The 20552-nt window shown below is 41.4% G+C and carries 20 protein-coding genes; 7 read left to right on the top strand and 13 right to left on the bottom strand.

Annotated elements, in window-relative coordinates:
• Positions 1–240: 240 nt before the first annotated feature.
• The 5 genes from GBN19_RS11595 to GBN19_RS11575 form a co-directional block, all read right to left on the bottom strand.
• The gene (locus tag GBN19_RS11595; protein ID WP_151778248.1) at positions 241–1353 is read right to left on the bottom strand and encodes an ABC transporter permease; all 1113 of its coding nucleotides are present in this window, start codon (positions 1351–1353) and stop codon (positions 241–243) included.
• Positions 1350–2480 carry an ABC transporter permease gene (locus tag GBN19_RS11590; protein WP_151778247.1) on the bottom strand — a complete coding sequence of 377 codons (1131 nt, stop codon included), beginning with the start codon at positions 2478–2480 and terminating at the stop codon, positions 1350–1352. The genes GBN19_RS11595 and GBN19_RS11590 overlap by 4 nt, the downstream gene beginning before the upstream one ends.
• Positions 2480–3643, bottom strand: coding sequence for an HlyD family secretion protein (locus tag GBN19_RS11585; RefSeq protein WP_151778246.1), 1164 nt, complete (start codon positions 3641–3643; stop codon positions 2480–2482). The genes GBN19_RS11590 and GBN19_RS11585 overlap by 1 nt, the downstream gene beginning before the upstream one ends.
• A 58-nt stretch (positions 3644–3701) precedes the next feature.
• Positions 3702–5156 carry a TolC family protein gene (locus tag GBN19_RS11580; RefSeq protein ID WP_151778249.1) on the bottom strand — a complete coding sequence of 485 codons (1455 nt, stop codon included), beginning with the start codon at positions 5154–5156 and terminating at the stop codon, positions 3702–3704.
• A 188-nt stretch (positions 5157–5344) separates the two neighbouring features.
• Positions 5345–6247, bottom strand: a complete 903-nt coding sequence (locus GBN19_RS11575) for a DMT family transporter (RefSeq protein ID WP_151778245.1) — start codon at positions 6245–6247, stop codon at positions 5345–5347.
• 119 nt (positions 6248–6366) lie between these two features.
• Between GBN19_RS11575 and GBN19_RS11570 the strand changes: the two genes are divergently transcribed.
• The gene (locus GBN19_RS11570) at positions 6367–6915 is read left to right on the top strand and encodes a helix-turn-helix domain-containing protein (protein WP_151778244.1); all 549 of its coding nucleotides are present in this window, start codon (positions 6367–6369) and stop codon (positions 6913–6915) included.
• Here the strand turns inward: GBN19_RS11570 and GBN19_RS11565 are convergent.
• Both GBN19_RS11565 and thrH read right to left on the bottom strand, forming a co-directional pair.
• Positions 6909–8102 carry a sugar transporter gene (locus GBN19_RS11565; RefSeq protein WP_151778243.1) on the bottom strand — a complete coding sequence of 398 codons (1194 nt, stop codon included), beginning with the start codon at positions 8100–8102 and terminating at the stop codon, positions 6909–6911. The genes GBN19_RS11570 and GBN19_RS11565 overlap by 7 nt on opposite strands.
• A gap of 149 nt (positions 8103–8251) precedes the next feature.
• On the bottom strand, positions 8252–8869 hold the full coding sequence (gene thrH, locus GBN19_RS11560; RefSeq protein ID WP_151708947.1) for a bifunctional phosphoserine phosphatase/homoserine phosphotransferase ThrH: 618 nt from the start codon (positions 8867–8869) through the stop codon (positions 8252–8254).
• A 201-nt stretch (positions 8870–9070) separates the two neighbouring features.
• Here thrH and GBN19_RS11555 point away from each other — a divergent pair, with 201 nt between their 5' ends.
• Complete coding sequence (locus GBN19_RS11555; RefSeq protein WP_151708946.1) at positions 9071–9805, top strand: phosphoadenylyl-sulfate reductase; 735 nt, start codon at positions 9071–9073, stop codon at positions 9803–9805.
• A 185-nt stretch (positions 9806–9990) separates the two neighbouring features.
• Positions 9991–11394: a WS/DGAT/MGAT family O-acyltransferase gene (locus tag GBN19_RS11550; protein WP_151778242.1), complete on the top strand. Its 1404-nt coding sequence runs from the start codon at positions 9991–9993 to the stop codon at positions 11392–11394.
• Positions 11395–11430: 36 nt separating this feature from the next.
• On the opposite strand, the gene GBN19_RS11545 is transcribed toward GBN19_RS11550, so the two are convergent.
• The 6 genes from GBN19_RS11545 to GBN19_RS11520 all read right to left on the bottom strand — a co-directional run bounded on the left by GBN19_RS11545 (position 11431) and on the right by GBN19_RS11520 (position 16179).
• On the bottom strand, positions 11431–11610 hold the full coding sequence (locus tag GBN19_RS11545; protein WP_151778241.1) for a PA1571 family protein: 180 nt from the start codon (positions 11608–11610) through the stop codon (positions 11431–11433).
• 126 nt (positions 11611–11736) lie between these two features.
• Positions 11737–13191 carry a ribonuclease G gene (gene rng, locus GBN19_RS11540; RefSeq protein ID WP_151708943.1) on the bottom strand — a complete coding sequence of 485 codons (1455 nt, stop codon included), beginning with the start codon at positions 13189–13191 and terminating at the stop codon, positions 11737–11739.
• A gap of 37 nt (positions 13192–13228) precedes the next feature.
• Positions 13229–13795, bottom strand: a complete 567-nt coding sequence (locus GBN19_RS11535; RefSeq protein WP_151778240.1) for a Maf family nucleotide pyrophosphatase — start codon at positions 13793–13795, stop codon at positions 13229–13231.
• Complete coding sequence (mreD, locus tag GBN19_RS11530) at positions 13783–14274, bottom strand: rod shape-determining protein MreD (RefSeq protein WP_151708941.1); 492 nt, start codon at positions 14272–14274, stop codon at positions 13783–13785. The genes GBN19_RS11535 and mreD overlap by 13 nt, the downstream gene beginning before the upstream one ends.
• Positions 14261–15118: a rod shape-determining protein MreC gene (gene mreC / locus GBN19_RS11525; protein ID WP_151708940.1), complete on the bottom strand. Its 858-nt coding sequence runs from the start codon at positions 15116–15118 to the stop codon at positions 14261–14263. The genes mreD and mreC overlap by 14 nt, the downstream gene beginning before the upstream one ends.
• 14 nt (positions 15119–15132) lie before the next feature.
• Positions 15133–16179 (bottom strand): rod shape-determining protein, encoded by a 1047-nt coding sequence (locus GBN19_RS11520; RefSeq protein ID WP_151778239.1) that lies wholly within the window; start codon positions 16177–16179, stop codon positions 15133–15135.
• Between the two features lie 131 nt (positions 16180–16310).
• On the opposite strand from GBN19_RS11520, the gene gatC reads away from it, so the two are divergent.
• The 4 genes from gatC to GBN19_RS11500 form a co-directional block, all read left to right on the top strand.
• Entirely contained in the window at positions 16311–16622 is a 312-nt protein-coding gene (gene gatC, locus GBN19_RS11515; RefSeq protein ID WP_151708938.1) for an Asp-tRNA(Asn)/Glu-tRNA(Gln) amidotransferase subunit GatC, read from the top strand.
• A gap of 89 nt (positions 16623–16711) precedes the next feature.
• Positions 16712–18190 (top strand): Asp-tRNA(Asn)/Glu-tRNA(Gln) amidotransferase subunit GatA, encoded by a 1479-nt coding sequence (gene gatA / locus GBN19_RS11510; RefSeq protein WP_151778238.1) that lies wholly within the window; start codon positions 16712–16714, stop codon positions 18188–18190.
• On the top strand, positions 18190–19677 hold the full coding sequence (gatB, locus tag GBN19_RS11505; RefSeq protein WP_151778237.1) for an Asp-tRNA(Asn)/Glu-tRNA(Gln) amidotransferase subunit GatB: 1488 nt from the start codon (positions 18190–18192) through the stop codon (positions 19675–19677). Before gatA ends, gatB begins: the two co-directional genes overlap by 1 nt.
• Before the next feature lie 111 nt (positions 19678–19788).
• Positions 19789–20552 (top strand): IS4 family transposase (locus GBN19_RS11500; RefSeq protein ID WP_151778236.1); only part of this gene is annotated, 764 nt, incomplete at its 3' end.

Here is a 20552-nt window from a genome sequence, read left to right as displayed (position 1 = left end):
TAAATCCTATAGAACAGATGTGGGCATGGGTTAAACGTAAGCGTAAAGAATGGTTGATCGACTCAGTCGATGAGTTATTTCGAGTTTTTTTCGAATCTTGTATGAATAATAAAGTAGTTTGACTATATTTTACACAAAACTTTTAAAATCAGTCAGTTGCAAATTTTTTGTGCAACAAAGCCGTTTTCATAGAAAATCTCCTTAAATCAAGATTATTCGATTTTCTACTTTTAAACTCAATTATTTTTTAGGAGAATTGACATTCTTAGAACTACGAATTCGCCAAACTCCTAAAAACAAGAAAGCACTACCGGACCCTAACAAATAAATTAATTTAGGCAAAACAATTGAAGTTTTAACGCCCATTTGATTTAACTGTATAAACAGTTGAATAGCTTGAGTTGAAGGAAATATATTGGCAAAATATTGCATCCAAAGTGGCATAGCTGCATGTGGCCAAGCCGCTCCTGATAGCATAAACAATGGAATAGAAGTAAAAACTAAAACTTGTCCAGCACGTTCAGGCATATCAAAATAACTGGCGATTAAAAAGCTCAAGCCAATTACACTACCAATATAAATAGGAACAGCGAATAGCATTCCCTCAAAATTACCTCCACGAGGATAATCATAGAGCCAGAAAGTAAAACCGAATAAATAAAAGCACCCTAAACACCCTATACTTAAAATAGCAGTGAATATTCCAAATACTTCAGTTTTTCTCGGGTGCCAGCCACATTCCCTATAAGTTGCTATAAGCATACTTAAACCCAAAAGAATGGTTTGATGAATGATTAGAGGAGCAATTGCAGGAAAAATATAACTACCATATCCTGAAGTTGTATTAAATAATGGAATTTGATGGACAGATAGAACAGGAGAAAAATCTGAAATTTCTCTAAACCTTTCAGTTTGTGTGATTAGCACACTTTCAATTGACTGTGCCAAACCCAAGCCTATTTGCTTCGTTTTTAGAAAGTTAGCAGCACTTAAATATAGACCAACTCCACCAACATCACCGCGCAGAATACTATTTGATAAGTTATTTGGTAACAATAAAATACCATCTACCTGTTGTTGTTTAATCAAGCTTTCGGCTTCAGCAAAGTTTCCTGTGATGGTTTTAATTCTAACATTCGGACTTTTACCCACCTCCTGTATAATCTGCTGAGTGAGAGGACTACGTTCTTCATCTACAATTACAATAGGTAAAAATTCAGCATGTTGTGCTTTATATGCGGTAGGATAAAAGAAACTATATAAAAATACAGATAAAATAAGGGTGGTAAAAATCGCTGAATTTGCAAAAATATCTTTAAAAGTTTTAATATAATATTTAAAAAATAGTTTCATTTTTGCTCCATCTTAAGCCGATGTTTAAGCAGAAACAGCGCCAAAATAAAATACACTACCACATATAAGATTAAAATAAAAAATGACAGAAGAGAAGTCGAAAGCGGACTACCCACAACCCACTGCTGTGTTTGCAATTTTGCATAAGATGTATATGGAATAATATTGGCCCAAATTTGAGTAAATAATGGCGCATTATTTAAAGGTAAAGTCACACCTGCAAAACTTAGTGATGATCCACCATAAACAGCAATCAGACCAAAAGTTTTACTTAAGTTTTGAGTGGCTAAAACCATTGCACTGCTTATAAATGCATAGGCACAATACAATAAAACTTGTGCAAAAATAATCACCCAAAGCTGCCCTAGAACAAACCACCCCCGTACTTCAATCAGCCAGAACATCCATAGCCAAGTCCAGAAACTAAAAATAAAGACATAAATTAAATTTTTTGTTATTAAAGCACTCCATGCAGCCCCGCCCATTACCCAGGTAGCGGTGGTTTTAAATTTAAACTCTTGTCCAACAGAAAATGCAACACAACAGCAAAGTAATAAATGCAAAATTGCTGGGATCATATAAGGTTCTAAATAGAACTCATAATTCAAGTCTGGATTATATAAAGGTGAGATTTTTACGGTAGCAGTCGGTAATTCCAGCTCAGGTAAATGGTGAACTAAATAATGCTTTCCGATATAGTCTTGAATCCCCTCCAGACTACTCACAAACATTGCCGAAGAGATACTATTACCAACACTAAAATAGCTTTGATTAAAAAAAATACCAACTTGCGCATCTTCAGCGTGAACCAAACGTTGCTCTGCACCAGCAGGAATAACCACATAGCCCCATATTTTATTTTGGTTCAACTTTTGTTCTGCATCACTTAGATTTTGAGTAACAAGCTCAATATGTACCGTAGACTGATAGGCAAGATATTTTTTAATTTGATGACTAAGTTCGCTCTGATCTTGATCGACAACAGCAATTGATAAATGTTCAGGTTTGCCCTGATAAAACATACTACTGAATACGAGTATAATTACCAATGGCGCAAAGGTAACTAAACTCAAATCCCATTTGTGATTTATTAAATATTCTAACTCTCGAAAAAAACCCGCAAACATTAGTGTGCCTTATTTAATTTAAAGAGCACGCTCATACCTACTTTCAAATTAGGATTTGGCGTGGCAGGCACCAAATGTACTTTAAAACTACGAATATCATAACCGCCCGTTTGACGAGTCGTTTTAATGGTGGCAAATTCACCTTCTGCATCAATATTTTTGATATTAAACAGCATATACTGATCAATCGCAGGGACATAGCCTTGTAATTGTTTGAGCTGATAAAGATCTGCATATTGATCTTCACGAACAGTTAAACTTATCCAAACATCATTTTGAATAATACTCACCACAGGTACTCCCATAGCGATAAGTTCCGAAACTTTGCCATAGGTTTTAGAAACAACACCATCTACAGGGGCATTCAATTGAGTTTCTGCTTCTAATGCATTTGCTTCTGCCACTGCCGCTTTTGCAATTTTTACTTGTGCGTCTGCTGTGGATTTTTGTTCGGGCGTACTACCGCGTTTAGCACGTGCATACTGTTGATAAGCTGCTTCAGTCATCTGAGATGCTGAAGTGGCAGCTGCTTGAATTTCATCACGGCGTTGCCTAGAAATCACCCCTTCCCGAAATAAATTTGTACTCCGTTGAAAGGTCGTATTGGCTAATACTTCCTGTGCTTTCAAGGCTTGCCAGTTCGCATACAAGCTGTCAATGTTTTCTTGCTGAGAACCGCGTGTAGCAGTAGATTGAAGGGCCAGTGCTGACTGTAGACTTGCCAAAGCCTGTTGTTTTTTGGCTGAAACTTCAGGGCTCCAAAGTCGAACTAATCGCTGATTTTTTTTAACAACCTGCCCTTCTTGTACATAAAGCTCTTCAATACGACTCGGAACTTTGGTGCTCACATGTATTGTTTCCGCCTCCACACGCCCTTGAAGTTCAATTTCTTGAGGCTGATAACTTTTCCAAAGCCCAAAACCAATTAAACCGAGCAATAAAATCAGCACTATTATCGCAATTATTTTTAAATTTCTAGATTTTGTCGAATTAGGCTTTATGGCTTTCGCCTGATCTTTAGCGGTTTCTGAAGCGTCAACTGATTCACGCTCTAACGCCATATCATCATTTTCAACCTCATTATTCATTTGTTGCTGGATAACGGTTCGCTGTTCTGATGCTGAATTTGCTGTTGAGGATTGATTCTCTGACCGTTCAGACATTTTGTCTTCCTGATTCGACTGTTTCTGATCTAGATTCACTGCAATTATCTCATCATCATTAATTAATATAATGTGTGTTAGGTTGGGTCAGATATTCTGAGAATTGAGCAATCGAACCATGACTATGCAATAAAGTAGCCAGTGACATTACATATTTGTACGCATTTAATGCCATTTCTGCTTTTAAACCACTTAACATATTTTGTGCGTCAATAACTTGGTTAGCTGTGACCATATCTTCTTTAAATGATAGTTCTTGAATTCTTAAGTTTTCATGGGCAGCTTTTAAATTTTGCTGGAGCAAGATATCACTTTGTTGAGCACTAAGCATTTCACTATAAGATTTATATATTAGATTTTCAATCTCTTGCTTACTTCGTGCAGTCATCAACTCAGCCGCATAACGCTGTAACTCTGCAGCTTGAATACTTTTTTTATGATCTACACCTGAAAATAAATTGTAGCGAATAGCAACACCTACAATCCAGTGAGGGTTATCTTCTAGACCATACTCTCCAAAAGCAAAAACATTAGGTTTGGTCGCAGCGCTTTTAATTTTAACTTGAGCATTCGCCAGTTGAATGTCCTTTTGCATCTTGTGAATCAGTACTGATTGTTCAGGGTAGCTTTTTAATAATGTATTTAACGAAGTAGATGGCGTTTTATTCACAAATAAAGGCGTGCTTAAGTCCCTAATTTGACTATTTTGTAGTAGATTATTCAATTGAAATAAACTTGAACGATAATTTGCCTCGCTGTTTTGCAAACCACGTTCCGCATTATTCTTTGCCACTTCAAACTGCATGCGTTGACCTTTGCTAATAAAGCCCTGTTGTTCTAGTTTTAACGCATTTTGGTAATGTCCTTGTAAGGCTTTTAAATTATACTGACTGGCTGCTAAAAGCTGCTGCTGTAATTGACTATTGAAATATACCTGTATTAACTCAAAACGCTGTAAATCTTGCTGTTGCTGATCATTTAATTGTTGGCGGTCCGCATTAATTTTCGCCATTTCTTTAGTTGAACTGATTAAACCGCCTGTATAAAGCGGGATCACCATCGAAATAGTGGGTTGTACAACTTGATTATCTAAGTTGAGCTGATATGCATTCGGAATTAATCCGACACCGTCTTGAATACTTTGACCGATTTCATCTTTTATGACAGCGGTATTCGAACTTCCTCCTAACCATTGATCAACTTTTTGATTCACGTTATTGCTTAATGTCTGTTCTAAATTATTTTTTATTCCGCCGAGTGGTACTTCCAATTCTTGATGATAAGCATAAGCTCTTACATTTAACTCAACCCGAGGCAATCCCAACCCCTTTAGCGCAGTGGCTTCTAATTGTGAAGCCTGTTGCAACGCCTGACTAGCTTGGGTACTATATGAATTATGAAGAATATATTGCTCTGCTTGTGTATAGCTCAAAGTTTGGGCACAAGTAGCAGCATTATATAAAATGGTAATAGTCAGTAATATAAATTTAGATTGCTGTATAAAATGGTTCATACCCACTTTCAGTGGCTCCATTGATTGTTGTATGTTGCTAAGCGTAAGCACATGCAATTAACTCTGTATCTTTTAGCTTATATCAAACAATAATAAAAAATAGCTAGTGTTTCAAAAAGTAGGCTGAAAAAAACAGCTTGGCTTTGATAAAATAGTGAGATGTAAATAACATTTCAAAACCTATTTCATCAAACATCTTCACACACCACCTTAGACTTCTTTTTACGAGTCCACTTCATTTCACTCAAAATCACGCCAAATACCACACACAATCCACCAAGCAAAGCCATAATACCCAAACGCTCACCTGCTAAACGCCCAAATATCCCCGCCCACACAGGTTCCCCTGCATAAATAATCGCAGCTTGTGCAGAATCAACCGAACGCTGTGCCCAATTCATCGTGAGTTGGATCATCGCACTTGCCAAACCCATACCAATAGCCGTAAGGCATAATGTCCAGCTAAAAGCAGGAATATGTGTTTCTCCAAGCACAGGCATGCTGATAAAGGCACATAATGATGCAATTGCAAGCTGAATCACGGTGACACGCTGTGCATTGACCTTCCCCGCAAAATGCCCAATCCAAATAATTTCCATGGCAATTGCCACTGCACCAAATAAAGTCACAACTTGACCTGAATTTAACTGAATAGACGAAAAACCATTGCCTGTTAAAAGTACCAAGCCCACAAATGCCAATACTGCTGCACACCACATCATAGGTTTTGGATATTTTTTAAAAATCAGCAATTGTAAAATCGGAACCATCGGCACATACAACGCAGTTAAAAATGCCGATTCACTACTTGAAATCGTTTTTAAACCAATCGTTTGAGACCCATAGCCAATCGCAATCATTAAACCAATACCCGCTCCTGCGACCACATCCTGTCGAGTCACGCCTTTGAGCAATTTCCAAGACAATAACAACATGATACTTGCTGCTGCGGCAAAACGACAACCCACAAAAAACATCGGTGAACTTGCCGTCAGTGCATGTTGTACCACCAAAAAAGTCCCCCCCCAAACAATGGTGATGAGAATCAAGGATAACTGTGGCGCATAACGCTGTATGAATGATTTTGACATGACAGAATCTAGATTGTGCAATATATTGCACATCATATAAGTAATTCGGCTTTTGTGCAATATATTACACAACTGTGCTAAACTGCGCTCTTTCGCAGACAGCTCAACGGTAAAATGACATGACACAACAGGGAATTTTGGAATATGTCAGTGACAACCTGAAACGCTTACGCGAACAGCATCAATTCAGTCAGCAACAATTGGCTGACCTTGCCAGTGTCAGTCGACGTACCATCGCAGGTTTAGAGTCTGGAGAAATGAACATTAGCCTAACCAAACTGGCTGCAATCGCCAGTGTGTTAGATGTTTCTTTTGCTGAATTGGTCAGTTCACCAGTGGCAAAAAATCCACATATTCATCAAGTCAAAACATGGCAAAGTACCAATGGTAAAAGTTTTGCAGAACTCAACTGCTCTGCACCCGCACAGCAGCAAGTTGAGCTTTGGACATGGTCTTTGGCAAGTGGTGAAGCCTATGAAGCCGAAGCCGACCCACAAGGCTGGAGTGAATTATTATATGTAGTACACGGCACCCTAACGCTGACTTTAGACAAAGTACAACACCAACTCAGTGCAGGTTCATCCTTTGTTTATGCCAGTTCAGTTCCCTATCGCTATGCCAATTTAGGAACTGAACCGTTGCTCTTTACGCGTACTGTGGCTTATTGATTTGAAGGTGCTGAGATAAAATCAGGACGCTTCACCATTAAAAAGCAGAGAATACAACCGAGTAAGCCTAGACAGCCGCCCACCATACCAATTGACTGCAAGCCATAATGCAGACTAATGATACTACCGAGTAATGCTCCACCACCAATTCCGACATTATAGAGTCCTGAAAAGAGCGACATGGCAACATCCGTGGCATCGGATGCCAGTTGCAATACACGTGATTGTAAAGACAAGCCAAAACTCATAATGGCAATGCCCCATAACACGGTTAAGCCCATTAAACTCATGACATGAGATGCAAAGGGTAAAAGCAGCAACATAGAAATGCTAATACCCAAACTAGATGCCAGCACAAAAGTTCGTGGTAATTTTCGGCTAAAGCGGCTAAATAAAATCGAGGCTAAAATACCCGAACCGCCATAAATCAATAAAATTGCTGTGGTCTGAGTTGATTGAAAATGCGCAATATGTAGTGTAAAGGGTTCAATATAACTATAAGCCGTAAATTGTGCTGTAATCACCACAATCGTTGCCAAATACAGAAGTACCAATGCAGGACGCTTCATGAGTACAGGTAAGCTGCTCAATGAACCCGAATTTTGACTCGGTAATTTTGGCAGTGTTGTCGCCAGCACCAACATAGTTAATAGTGCCAAAGCTGCAATCAGTGCAAAGGTATTGCGCCAACCAAATAACTCACCCACCACGCGCCCAAAAGGAATTCCCAGCACCAATGCCAGCACGGTTCCTGTAGACAGTAAACCCAATGCCTGAACCCCTTTCCCAACAGGTGCAACCCGAACAGCGAGAGAGGCTGTAATGGACCAGAAAATGGCATGTGCAAATGCAATCCCAATTCGGCTGATCAGCAAAATCATAAAGTTACTGGCAATACTAGAAAGCAGATGGCTCATCATAAACAACAGAAAAATTGACAATAATAAAGCCTTACGCTCCATATTACGGGTAATCAGCATCATCGGTAGAGATGCTAAAGCCACAACCCAAGCATAAATGGTGAGCATAATACCGACTTCAGCAGCCTGCATATGAAAGCTATGTGCAATATCACTCAAGAGAGCAACAGGCACAAATTCAGTGGTATTAAAAATAAAAGCGGCTAAAGCGAGTGCAATAACACTAATCCAGCTTCCTTGCTGCGCTGGTTGTGTAGAGATAGACATAGAAATTGCTAAAATTTGAAGAATAAATGTGCAGGCTTATTATAGCGCCAAGTTAAAAATGGCATACCTGATTCAGTATCAAAAGTTGACTATTTTAGTTTGTTTTAACTCAATCACAACGAAAAAAGGCGCTAAATGCGCCTTTTAAGTTACTCAGGAATACTGCGTTGCGATACAGATCGAATCGCTTGTTTTAATTGCTCATAACCATGAATTGCGGGGAACTGGGGAAATTCTGCAATCACATTATCAGGTGCATCAAATAAGAAGCCATGATCTGCTTCACCCAACATGGTGGTATCATTATATGAATCGCCCGCAGCAATCACTCGAAAATTCAGACCATGTAATGCTTTGACAGCTTCACGCTTTTGATCAGGTTGGCGTAATTTATAATCTGTAATTAAACCATTTTCATCTGTTTCCAACTTATGACAAAAAATCGTTGGCCAGCCCAATTGCTGCATTAAAGGATGCGCAAATTCATAAAAAGTATCTGACAAAATAATCAGTTGAAAATGAGTACGCACCCATTCAACAAATTCTTTTGCACCAGGTAAAGGTCCCATATCCGCAATTACGGCCTGAATATCAGGTAAACCCAAACCATGTTGTTTTAAAATATTTAAGCGTTGGGTCATCAGCACGTCATAATCGGGAATATCACGTGTCGTGGCTTCTAATTCCTTAATCCCTGTTTTTTTAGCGAAATTAATCCAAATTTCTGGAACCAATACCCCTTCGAGATCAAGACAAACTATTTCCATGTGCACTCTCTGTGTCGTGAGTTGTTTAAAATTTGAGTATCATACCTGAAGATCGCATCAATGGAAGGATATTACTGAAATCGATTTTACTTATAAGTATTTACTTTTTCTTGATCGCTACATTTTATGCTTTACTTTACATCATTTTCACTTTATCTCTGTCTTATTAATGAGCCTCCAAGCTGACAGCCAGGAATAACCATGACCAACACCATTCCATCTATTGATCTTATTGATGCACTTGCTGCCGAATATACCCATAAATCACCAAGTGAAATTCTTGAGCTTGCTTTAAACCAACAAGGTGAAGTTGCCATTTCTTTTTCAGGTGCAGAAGATGTGGTGCTGATTGACATGGCCTATCGCCTGCGTAAGCCATTTCGTGTATTTAGCTTAGATACTGGACGCCTACACCCAGAAACTTACCAGTTCCTCGAAGCTGTTCGTAAATTTTATAAAATTGATATTGAAATCTGCTTCCCCGAATCTGAAGCAGTACAGAAACTGGTCACAGAAAAAGGCATGTTCAGTTTTTATCAAGATGATCACAAAGAATGCTGTGGCATTCGCAAAGTTCAGCCTCTTCGCAAAAAACTGGCAACGCTTGATGGCTGGATTACAGGTCAACGCAAAGACCAAAGCCCAGGTACACGAAATGAAATCCCTGTGATTCAAGCCGATGCTGGCTTCTCAGGTCCAAATAAACAACTGATTAAATACAATCCACTGGCAAACTGGTCAAGTGCCGATGTCTGGAACTATATCCGTATGATGGAAATTCCATACAATTCACTACATGAACGTGGCTTTATTTCAATTGGCTGTGAACCATGTACTCGCCCTGTGCTTCCCAACCAGCACGAACGCGAAGGTCGCTGGTGGTGGGAAGAAGCCACCCACAAAGAGTGTGGCTTACATGCAGGTAACTTAAAGTAATTTGTCGCAGTATTCCTTACATATTGACCACTGCTCTGCAGTGGTTTTTTTATTTATACTGTGTGTTCGGATGTATGACTAGTTTTTCAATCCGTAGTGTTTATACTTATAACAAAAGTCAGCAAAAATAGAATGACTATCAGTCATATACTGATATACACGCATAGGCAGTGAGGCACAAGGTAATGCGACCATTACACCCAATCGACTTTATTTTTTTATCTCTAGAGAAAAGACAGCAGCCTATGCATGTGGGAGGACTGTTCCTATTCCAAATTCCCAAAAACTCACCATCCACATTTATTCAGGATTTGGTTGCAGACATTCGCAACTCAAAATGCAAACCGATTGCGCCATTCAACAACAAAATTGATGGCTTATTTTGGGATGAAGATGAAGATTTTGATCTTGATCATCATTTTCGTCATATCGCACTGCCTCATCCAGGGCGTATTCGTGAGCTATTGGTTTATATTTCACAAGAACATGGTACTTTAATTGATCGTGCGAAACCCCTCTGGACATGCACCATCATTGAAGGAATTGAAGGCAATCGTTTTGCGATGTACTTTAAAATCCACCATGCCATGGTCGATGGTGTCGCCAGTATGCGCCTCATGGAAAAATCATTTGCCAAAGACCCAAATATTCATAGTATTGTGCCGCCATGGTGTATTGAAAAACGTCGCCCACCTCATGAAAAGAAAAATCCAATTCTTCGTCTGAGCGAGAAACTCAACCATTTAAAACAGCAAATGAATATTGTGCCAGGCATCTACCATGAACTGACCCAAGTTGTACATGACCGTCGCCATGACCCTGACTATGTTTCAAGCTTTCAAGCTCCTGCGAGCATTTTAAATCAAAGAGTAAGTGCCTCACGTCGCTTTGCAGCACAGTCTTTTAGCTTAAATCGTTTCCGACATATTGCTAAAGTTCTAGACATCACGCTCAATGATGTGATTTTATCGGTATGTTCAGGGGCGCTTCGGGAATACTTACTCAGTTTAAATAGCCTGCCCGAGAAACCACTCATTGCCATGGTACCCACCTCAATCCGTTCCGATGACTCAGATACCAGCAACCGTATCACCATGATTCTTGCCAATTTAGCAACGCATATCAGTGATCCAATTGAACGTGCAAAAATCATTTCTCGCAGTGTAAGCCGCTCCAAAGCTCGCTTCAAACGCATGACCCAAGAGCAAATTTTGGGCTATAGTGCTTTTGTTTACGCTGCAGCAGGGTTAAATATCATCTCAGGTTTAAGACCTAAGCATCAGGCATTTAACTTGGTGATTTCCAACGTTCCCGGCCCACGTGAGCCATTGTATTGGAATGGTGCAAAACTCGAAGCGCTTTACCCTGCTTCAGTCGTCTTTGATGGACAAGCACTCAATATTACGCTGACCAGCTATTTGGATAAACTTGAAGTGGGAATTGTGGCATGTCGCAATACTTTGCCGAAAGTACAAAGCTTACTGATGTTGCTTGAACAAGAAATTCAACGCTATGAACAAAGTATTAGAATAAAACCTGTCACACAGGATGAATCACATCATCAGCCACATTTAAAACAGGTGGGTTAATATCAAATAAAAGGGCGTACAATTCGCCCTTTTATTTTAACTTCTCACTGTACGACACTGTTCAAGCAATTGAATACAGATATCTTGCACCATTGAAGTGGTGATCTGAACTTCTTTACCATGCTCATCGACCATGTAACAGTCATTTTTTACAGGACGATGCTCTTGGTTCGGTTGGGTATGATTTGTCAAGTTGTTGTCTTCTCTCATATGCATTTTCAACTCCCCATCTGGCTAAGACTGAAGGTCTTTGGCTACTGACTAAGGTTATAGTATTGGTAAATGCATAATGAAAGTAAACAGCGAGTTGTAACAAGGCTTATGCGAAATTCTGTTACAAAATCAACTGAGAATGATATCGTATTGCTCTTGCGTATAGAGGTTTTCCACCTGAAATTTGATAACTCGGTTAATAAAATGCTCTAAATCGGCCACTGCGGGTGCTTCGGCTGTTAACAATTTATCAATCACTAATGGATGTGCAACCACGGTAAAACCTGCTTGTGACTGATAAGCACGGGCATAACGTAAAATTTCACGGAAAATTTCATAACACACGGTTTCTGCTGTTTTGACAAAACCACGCCCCTGACAGGTTGGACATGACTCGCACAGCAAATGCTCTAAAGACTCACGCGTACGTTTACGGGTCATTTCCACAAGCCCAAGTTCAGAGACTTGAGTAATCTTCGTTTTGGCATGATCACGCTCAAGCATGCGCTCAAACTGTTTCATGACTTCATCGCGATGCGTTGCTTCCTGCATGTCGATAAAGTCAATAATGATAATGCCACCCAAATTACGCAAACGGAGCTGACGCGCTATGACTTGGGTGGCTTCCATATTGGTTTTAAAGACCGTGTCTTCTAAGCTACGACCACCCACATAAGAGCCTGTATTGACATCAATCGTGGTCATGGCTTCAGTCTGGTCAATCATCAGATAACCGCCAGATTTGAGTGCTACACGCGTCTGCAAAGCTTTTTGAATATCTTCTTCAACATTGTACAAGTCAAATAAAGGACGCTCACCTGGATAATGAATCAGGCGACTTTGCATTTCAGGCATAAACTCCTGAATAAAGTCTTTGAGCTTGGCATGAATTTCACGTGAATCGATATAAATTTTACTGGTCGATTCGGATGCCAAATCACGCACAATCCGTTGATGAAGAGGTAATTCTTCAAAAATCAGTGAAGGTACTGCAATGATTTTTTGCTTACGCTGAATATATTCCCAAAGCTTTGCCAGATAATTCATATCTTGGGCAATTGAAGCTTCATCAATCCCCTCTGCCGCAGTACGCACAATCACGCTGCCAGGGAGTTGATGTTCTTTCTGAATTTTTTCAATCAGACTGCGTAAACGATCACGTTCTTGCTCTGACTCGATTCGCTGTGAAACCCCAATATGGCTTCCAAATGGCATCAGCACCAAGTAACGTGAAGGAATCGAGAGATCGGTACTCAGGCGAGCACCTTTCGTGCCCAACATGTCTTTCATGACCTGAACTGTTAAAATTTGTCCAGGCTGAAGTAAATCAAAGACATTTGGCGTGGGTTGATTACGTGGCCAGACCATATCATTGATATGTAAAAATGCCGTTCTTGACAAACCAATGTCAACAAAAGCCGCTTGCATACCCGGTAAAACACGAACTACTTTACCTTTATAAATATTGCCAACTAAACCACGTTTAACTGTACGTTCAACAAACAGTTCGTTGACTGTTCCATTTTCAATTAATGCAACGCGGCATTCCATCGGCGTCACATTAATCAGCAATTCATCTGACATAATAAGCCCAAAACATTATAAGAATTCTTGTCAGCGATTAGTTTAATGCATCAATCGCTTTTAATAGCTCAATGGTTTCATGTAAAGGTAAGCCAACCACATTGGTATAGCTTCCCAAAATACGGGGAATATACTGTGCTGCTTGTCCTTGTATGGCATAAGCACCTGCTTTCCCTACAGGTTCCCCTGTTGCCCAATAATTTTCCATATCATGTGGCGCGAGTTGCTGAAACTCAACTTGTGTTTGCACAACTCGATGCAGAGCATTTTCTGCATTTGCAACACACACTCCTGTCAAAACATCATGACAACGTCCTGAGAGTTTCTGCCAAATTGCAAAGGCATGTGCCTTTGACTGTGGTTTTCCAATAATTTCACCATCGACTGAAACTGTTGTATCGGCGGCAATGACAGTCGCATTTGGAAAACGTTTCAATACGGCATATGCTTTTGCTTTCGCCAAACGTGCAACATACTGCTCAGCGTTTTCATCTGGCAGTATGCTTTCATCAATTTCAGGACTAAACACCTCAAACGTCAAGCCAAGCTGTAACAACAACTCTCGGCGACGAGGTGAACTCGAAGCTAAAATTAAATGCGCCATTTTCTTAAGAAATAATATAACACAGGCCAAGCCAAAACACTGCTGATCAAGGGTGGCCAACGGCGCATGACTGGATAATTAATTTCTAGCATGACTTGAGTTGCCCAAATAAAAACCAAATAGGCCACGATTGCCATAATCGCGATAATCCATAGGTTTAAAAAGGTCAATACTCGTCGTTCACGAATAAAATAGCGTGCCACAAAAGTAATGACGACATAAATCAGCGCACTTTGCCCAAGTGGTGCATCGAGCAAAAGGTCTGTAAAAATCCCCAAACCAAATGCAAACCATACGCCACACCATGTCGGCTGACACAACACCCAAAACAGCATGACCAACAACATGATAAACGGACGCCATGCAGACAAGTCATAAGCTAACGGATAAACCGTCAGCACAGAGGCTAGCAAGATTGAAATTACAATCCAAATAAAGGGATCACGCGGTTTTTCAGGACGATAATTAGCGACGAGCATAAGGTTGCTCCTTCGCTAAAGAGTCAGAAAATAGCACCACGACATAATGTCCACCCGCCAGTTGACCTGCAGGTGCAACATCAATCTGAGCAAATTCACCTGAATTATGCCGTTGAATTTTAGACACAATCCCCACCAGATAACCTGCTGGGAAATGCTCACCTAAACCAGAGCTATAAACACGGTCACCCACCATGAGGTCAGCACTAGTTGGGACATATTGCATCTGCAATACACCTGAGTCACCTGTACCAGACACAATGGCACGCATCCCTGTCCGCTCAATACGAATCGACAGTGAGCTTTCTTTATCGGAAAGTAATAACACACGGGCACTATGCGAGTAGACATCAATAATCTGCCCCATGATGCCGTGATCATCCAAGACCGTCTGCCCTTGATATAAGTGATCGGCTTGACCACGGTTAATCACGATAATATGTCGTAGCGGATCCGCATCCGTGCCAATCACTTCAGCAATTTCCATACGACCATCAATAATTAAAGGTGTATCAAGCAAACCGCGCAAGCGGGTATTTTCTGCTGAAAGTTCAGAGAGTTTTTGCAGGCGTACTTGTCCTTGTAACAACTCTGCGCGCATTGCCGTATTTTCACGACGCAGCTGTTCTTCAGACTTGGTTTGTTGATTCAACCACTCTCGCGACATGACAGGATAGCTTGCAATGGCATATATCGGATTATATGCCGCGTACAAGACATCCCTTGCAGGTTGTACTACATGCGGCATGCGCCAATCAAAGAAAAGCACAAGTAGGCAGGTAATGACCGCAATAATAAATGAGCGAAAAGATGGCGGTTGTCTTGAAAAGATGTTCGGTTGCACCGCCCTGTCCTATTTTATCCTACAAAAAGCATGTCATGGTTTGGATTGTCAAAGAATTCTAGGACTTTTCCACCGCCACGTGTTACGCAAGTTAAAGGATCTTCAGCCACAACCACAGGTAAGCCAGTTTCTTGTGCCAATAGTTTGTCTAAGTTGCGAAGCAATGCGCCACCACCCGTCAATACAATACCACGCTCAGCAATATCGGATGAAAGTTCAGGAGGGGTTTGCTCAAGTGCAGATTTTACCGCACTGACGATGCTTTGTAGAGGGTCAGCAATCGCTTGCATCACTTCGTCAGAAGTCACGGTAATCGAACGGGGTACACCTTCAGCCAAGTTACGACCGCGCACTTCGATTTCCAACTTTTCAGTGTTTTCATCGGCAATCGCCATACCGACTTCTTTCTTAATCAGTTCAGCAGTCGTTTCACCAATCACACAGCCGTGTGCCTTACGAACATAATTAATAATCTGTTCATCAAAGACATCACCACCAATACGTAAAGAATCTGCGTAAACACAACCTTGTAAAGAAATGATGGCGATTTCTGTCGTACCACCACCTACATCGACCACCATCGAACCACATGCTTGCTCAACTGGCAAACCAGCACCAATCGCTGCTGCCATAGGCTCTTCAATCAGGCGAACATCACGGGCACCCGCATTGTAAACTGCCTCACGAATCGCACGGCGTTCAACCAGTGTAGATTTGCATGGCACGCAGACAACAACACGCGGCGCTGGTGGGAATAAACGTTTTTCATGCACTTTACCAATAAATTGGTTTAACATGGTTTCGGTGACTTCAAAATCTGCAATCACACCATCTTTCATCGGACGAATTGCAGAAATATTGGCAGGGGTACGACCTAGCATTTGTTTCGCATCTAGACCTACGGCTGCAACAATTTTTTGTGAACCACTGTGACGGATTGCCACCACCGTCGGTTCATTCAAGATAATGCCCCGTCCTGGTGCATAAATGAGTGTGTTAGCTGTACCTAAATCAATCGCAAGATCTGGCGAAAACAAGCCAATTAGTCGTTTTAAAATCACGGGTCGTACTCAGTTTTTACAAATGTGGACGCAAGGTCGCAACTTTAACTAAATGTGATGATTTGAACAAGTCAATCGCTTATCATATAGCGCGATATTTTGAAATTTTTTGATACTGACAAGGTGATGTTATGTCTACATCGGATGCTCAGCATTCAGATCTAAATGCTCAAACCGTATCACAAATTGCCAATCTTGCACGTTTATCGTTCAATGATACGCAATCTGCTGAGTACGCACAAAGTCTAAATAAAATTTTAGGCATGATGGAAACCTTAAAAGGCATTGATACTACTGGTGTTGAGCCATTAAAAAGTCCATTTGATCATCCACAGCCTTTACGCCCTGACGTAGTGACTGAAACCAACCACCGTGAAGAATATCAAGCCGTTGCACCTGCAACCCAAGATGGCTTGTATTTAGTTCCTCGTGTGATCGAATAATCTTTGTTTCATTTTGTAAATTTTGGCAGTTTTGTGGCGCTTTTCACAAAAATCAGCTCGGCTGCCATTTCTAGACTAGATTTTAAATTATGACTGATTTACATCGCCTCTCTATTCGCGAATTGTCAGAAGGTTTGCAAAGCCGCCAATTTTCTTCTCGCGAACTGACACAACATTATTTAAAGCGTATTGAAAAAATTGATGCTCAGGTTAAAAGTTATGTCACGGTAACCCCTGAACTGGCACTTGCCCAAGCCGATGCTGCCGATGCTGCCATCCAAGCAGGCAATGCTTCTGTCCTTGCAGGGATTCCACTGGCGCATAAAGACATTTTCTGTACCCAAGGTGTTCGCACTTCTGCAGGTTCAAAAATGCTCGACAACTTCATTTCACCTTACGATGCCACTGTAGTGAGCAAAGCCAAAGCCGCGGGTCTCGTGACTTTGGGTAAAGTGAACATGGACGAGTTTGCCATGGGTTCAACCTCTGAAAGCTCATACTACGGCGCAACCAAAAACCCGTGGAACTTGGACTATGTACCAGGGGGTTCTTCAGGGGGTTCTGCTGCTGTGGTTGCGGCTGACCTTGCACCGTTTGCCACAGGAACAGATACAGGCGGTTCGATTCGCCAACCTGCATCATTTTGTGGTTTGACAGGTTTAAAACCAACTTATGGTCGCGTCTCTCGTTTCGGGATCATTGCGTTCGCTTCATCTTTAGACCAAGCAGGCCCAATGGCACGTTCGGCGGAAGACTGTGCCTACCTGATGAATGTGATTGCAGGTCACGACGCCAAAGACTCAACCTCTGTAGAGAAAGACGTTGATGATTATGTCGTGAATCTCAATGCAACCTCTGTCAAAGGTTTACGCATTGGTATTCCTAAACAGTACTTCAATGTTGCAGGTTTAGCCGCTGACGTGAAAGCACGTGTTGAAGCGTCATTAAAGAAACTTGAAGACATGGGCGCGATTTTGGTCGAAGTTGACCTGAATATGGTTGAGGCTTATGTGCCAACGTATTATTTGATTGCACCTGCTGAAGCATCTTCAAACTTGTCACGTTATGACGGCGTACGCTACGGCTACCGCTGTGAAAACCCTGTGGACTTGATGGACTTGTACAAGCGTTCACGTTCGGAAGGTTTTGGTGAAGAAGTCAAACGTCGTATCCTGATCGGGACGTATGCGCTGTCTGCGGGTTATTACGATGCCTACTATGTCAAAGCACAAAAAGTTCGTCGCTTAATTCAGCAAGATTTCTTAAAAGCCTTTGAACAGGTTGATGTGATTGCTGCGCCTTCTGCACCAACCACAGCCTATAAGATCGGTGCAAACCTTAGTCCAACCGAAATGTATTTGGGTGACGTGTACACCCTTGCAGTGAACTTGGCGGGTCTGCCTGCGATTAACGCACCTGTCGGTTTAGATGATCACAACTTGCCTGTCGGCTTACAGTTGATTGGTAATTACTGGTCAGAATCACAATTGTTGTCGATTGTGCATCAATACCAACAAAACACTGACTTCCACACCCAACGTGCGGCGATTGCTGAGGAGAATGCATAATGGCACAAGCTCAAAAACAATCCCCAAAATCAGCTAAATCAAACCTGATTGATGGTTGGGAAGTGGTGATCGGGATTGAGATTCACACGCAACTTGCCACCAAATCTAAAATCTTCTCAGGTTCATCGACTGAATTTGGTCAAGACCCAAATACTCAAGCGAGTTTGGTTGACTTGGCAATGCCAGGGGTTTTGCCTGTATTGAATAAAGAAGTGGTCGATCTAGCGATTCGCTTTGGTTTGGGGATTGATGCTTACATCGATCAAGCCTCTGTGTTTGCCCGTAAGAACTACTTCTACCCTGACTCGCCAAAAGGCTACCAGATTAGCCAAATGGACAACCCGATTGTGGGCTTGGGTCATATCGACATTCAACTTGAAGATGGCACAGTCAAACGTATTGGCGTGACCCGTGCCCACCTTGAAGAAGATGCAGGTAAATCTGTTCATGACCAGTTTGAAGGCATGTCAGGCATCGACTTGAACCGTGCAGGCACACCTTTACTTGAAATCGTGTCTGAGCCAGACATGCGTTCGGTTGAAGAAGCGGTTGCCTATATTAAAGCGATTCATACTTTAGTGCGTTGGCTCGGTATTTCTGACGGTAACATGGCAGAAGGTTCGTTCCGTGCCGACTGTAACGTGTCTTTACGTCGCCCAGGTCAGCCGTTTGGTACGCGCTGTGAATTGAAAAACCTCAACTCATTCCGTTTCATTGAGCAAGCGATCAATGTTGAAATTGAACGCCAAATGGAAATTTTGGAATGGGATGGCACGGTAGATCAAGAAACACGTTTGTTCGACCCTGTGAAAATGGAAACGCGTTCAATGCGTTCTAAAGAAGAAGCGAACGATTACCGCTACTTCCCTGACCCTGACTTGTTGCCTGTGGTTATTCCAGATGCGCAAATCGAAGCGATTAAAGCCACCATGCCTGAGTTACCTGCGGCACGTCGTGAACGTTTTGTCGCTGACTTTGGCGTGACTGAGTACGATGCGCATGTCCTTACACTTTCTCGTGAAATGTCTGACTTTTATGAGGCAGTCGTTGCAGCGGCAGGCGGTGCGGCTCAAGGTAAAATTGCAGCCAACTGGGTGATGGGTGAATTCTCAGGTGCGCTCAACAAAGCAGGCTTGGACTTGGCTGACTCTCCTGTGTCTGCTGAGCAACTTGGCGGCATGATTGCACGTATTGTGGACAACACCATTAACGGCAAAATCGCGAAGCAAGTCTTTGGCTTTATGTGGGAAGAAGGCAAAACTGCCGATGCCATTATTGCTGAAAAAGGCTTGAAGCAAGAAACTGATACAGGCGCGATTGAAGCGATTATTAAAGACGTGCTTGCAGCCAATGAAAAAATGGTTGAAGAATACAAGTCTGGTAAAGAGAAAGCCTTTAACGGTCTTGTCGGTCAAGTGATGAAAGCTGCAAAAGGTAAAGCTAACCCTGCACAAGTCAATGAATTGATGAAGAAATTGATTGGTTAATCTGATCTTTTTTGAAAAAGAAAACCCGCTTTAGAGCTAATGCCAGTCAGTTAAGCAAAAAAATGCAAATTGCTGTAAAAATGAGTGTATGCAAATACACTCATTTTTTTTATGAATTTATCACATCATTTAGATTTAACACTCCAACAAACATTACCCTCACTCTCACATTTCAATGAACTCATTGATTTAAATTGGATCGAAGCTTGTTTAAAAGAAACAGGCAAGGCATCTATCCGAAAGAGAAAACTCCCTGCTGAACATGTGGTATGGCTGGTGATTGGTCTTGCCTTATTTCGAGATCAACCCATTTGGTATGTTGTTCAACAGTTGCAACTTGTCTTTGGTACAACGCAATATTGTGTTCCCAGTGCATCTGTGCAAGCTCGACAACGTTTGGGATTGGAGCCCTTGCAGGCACTGTTTTCCACGCTTAGCCAAGCATGGTTTCAGGATTCACAGCAACAACATTCAGATTTTCATGGTCTTCGTATATGTGCAGTTGATGGTATTGTCTGGTCTATGCCACATACACAAGAAAACTTGAATCACTTTGGCTCATCGAAAGGTAAAAACGCTTCTGCTCCTTATCCTCAAGTGAGGGCAACCTGCTTGGTGAATACCAATACGCATGAAATCATCGATGCTCAACTCGGCAGTATGGATCAGGGAGAACTGACTTTAGCCAGTCAACTTAAAGCGCCTGCTCAAAGTATCACTTTATTTGATCGCGCTTATTTCTCCGCTAATTTTCTCATCAATTGGCATTCCCAAACAGAAAGCCGTCATTGGCTGATGCGAGCCAAAGATAATTTACGCTATGAAATTATAAAACAACACTCAAAACATGATGCTCACATCAGAATGCCTATTTC

It is taken from the genome of Acinetobacter brisouii, assembly GCF_008993995.1.
GTDB classification, from domain to species: domain Bacteria; phylum Pseudomonadota; class Gammaproteobacteria; order Pseudomonadales; family Moraxellaceae; genus Acinetobacter; species Acinetobacter brisouii_A.
Note: the sequence above shows the minus strand (reverse complement) of the source record. Positions and strands in the feature narration are given on the sequence as shown.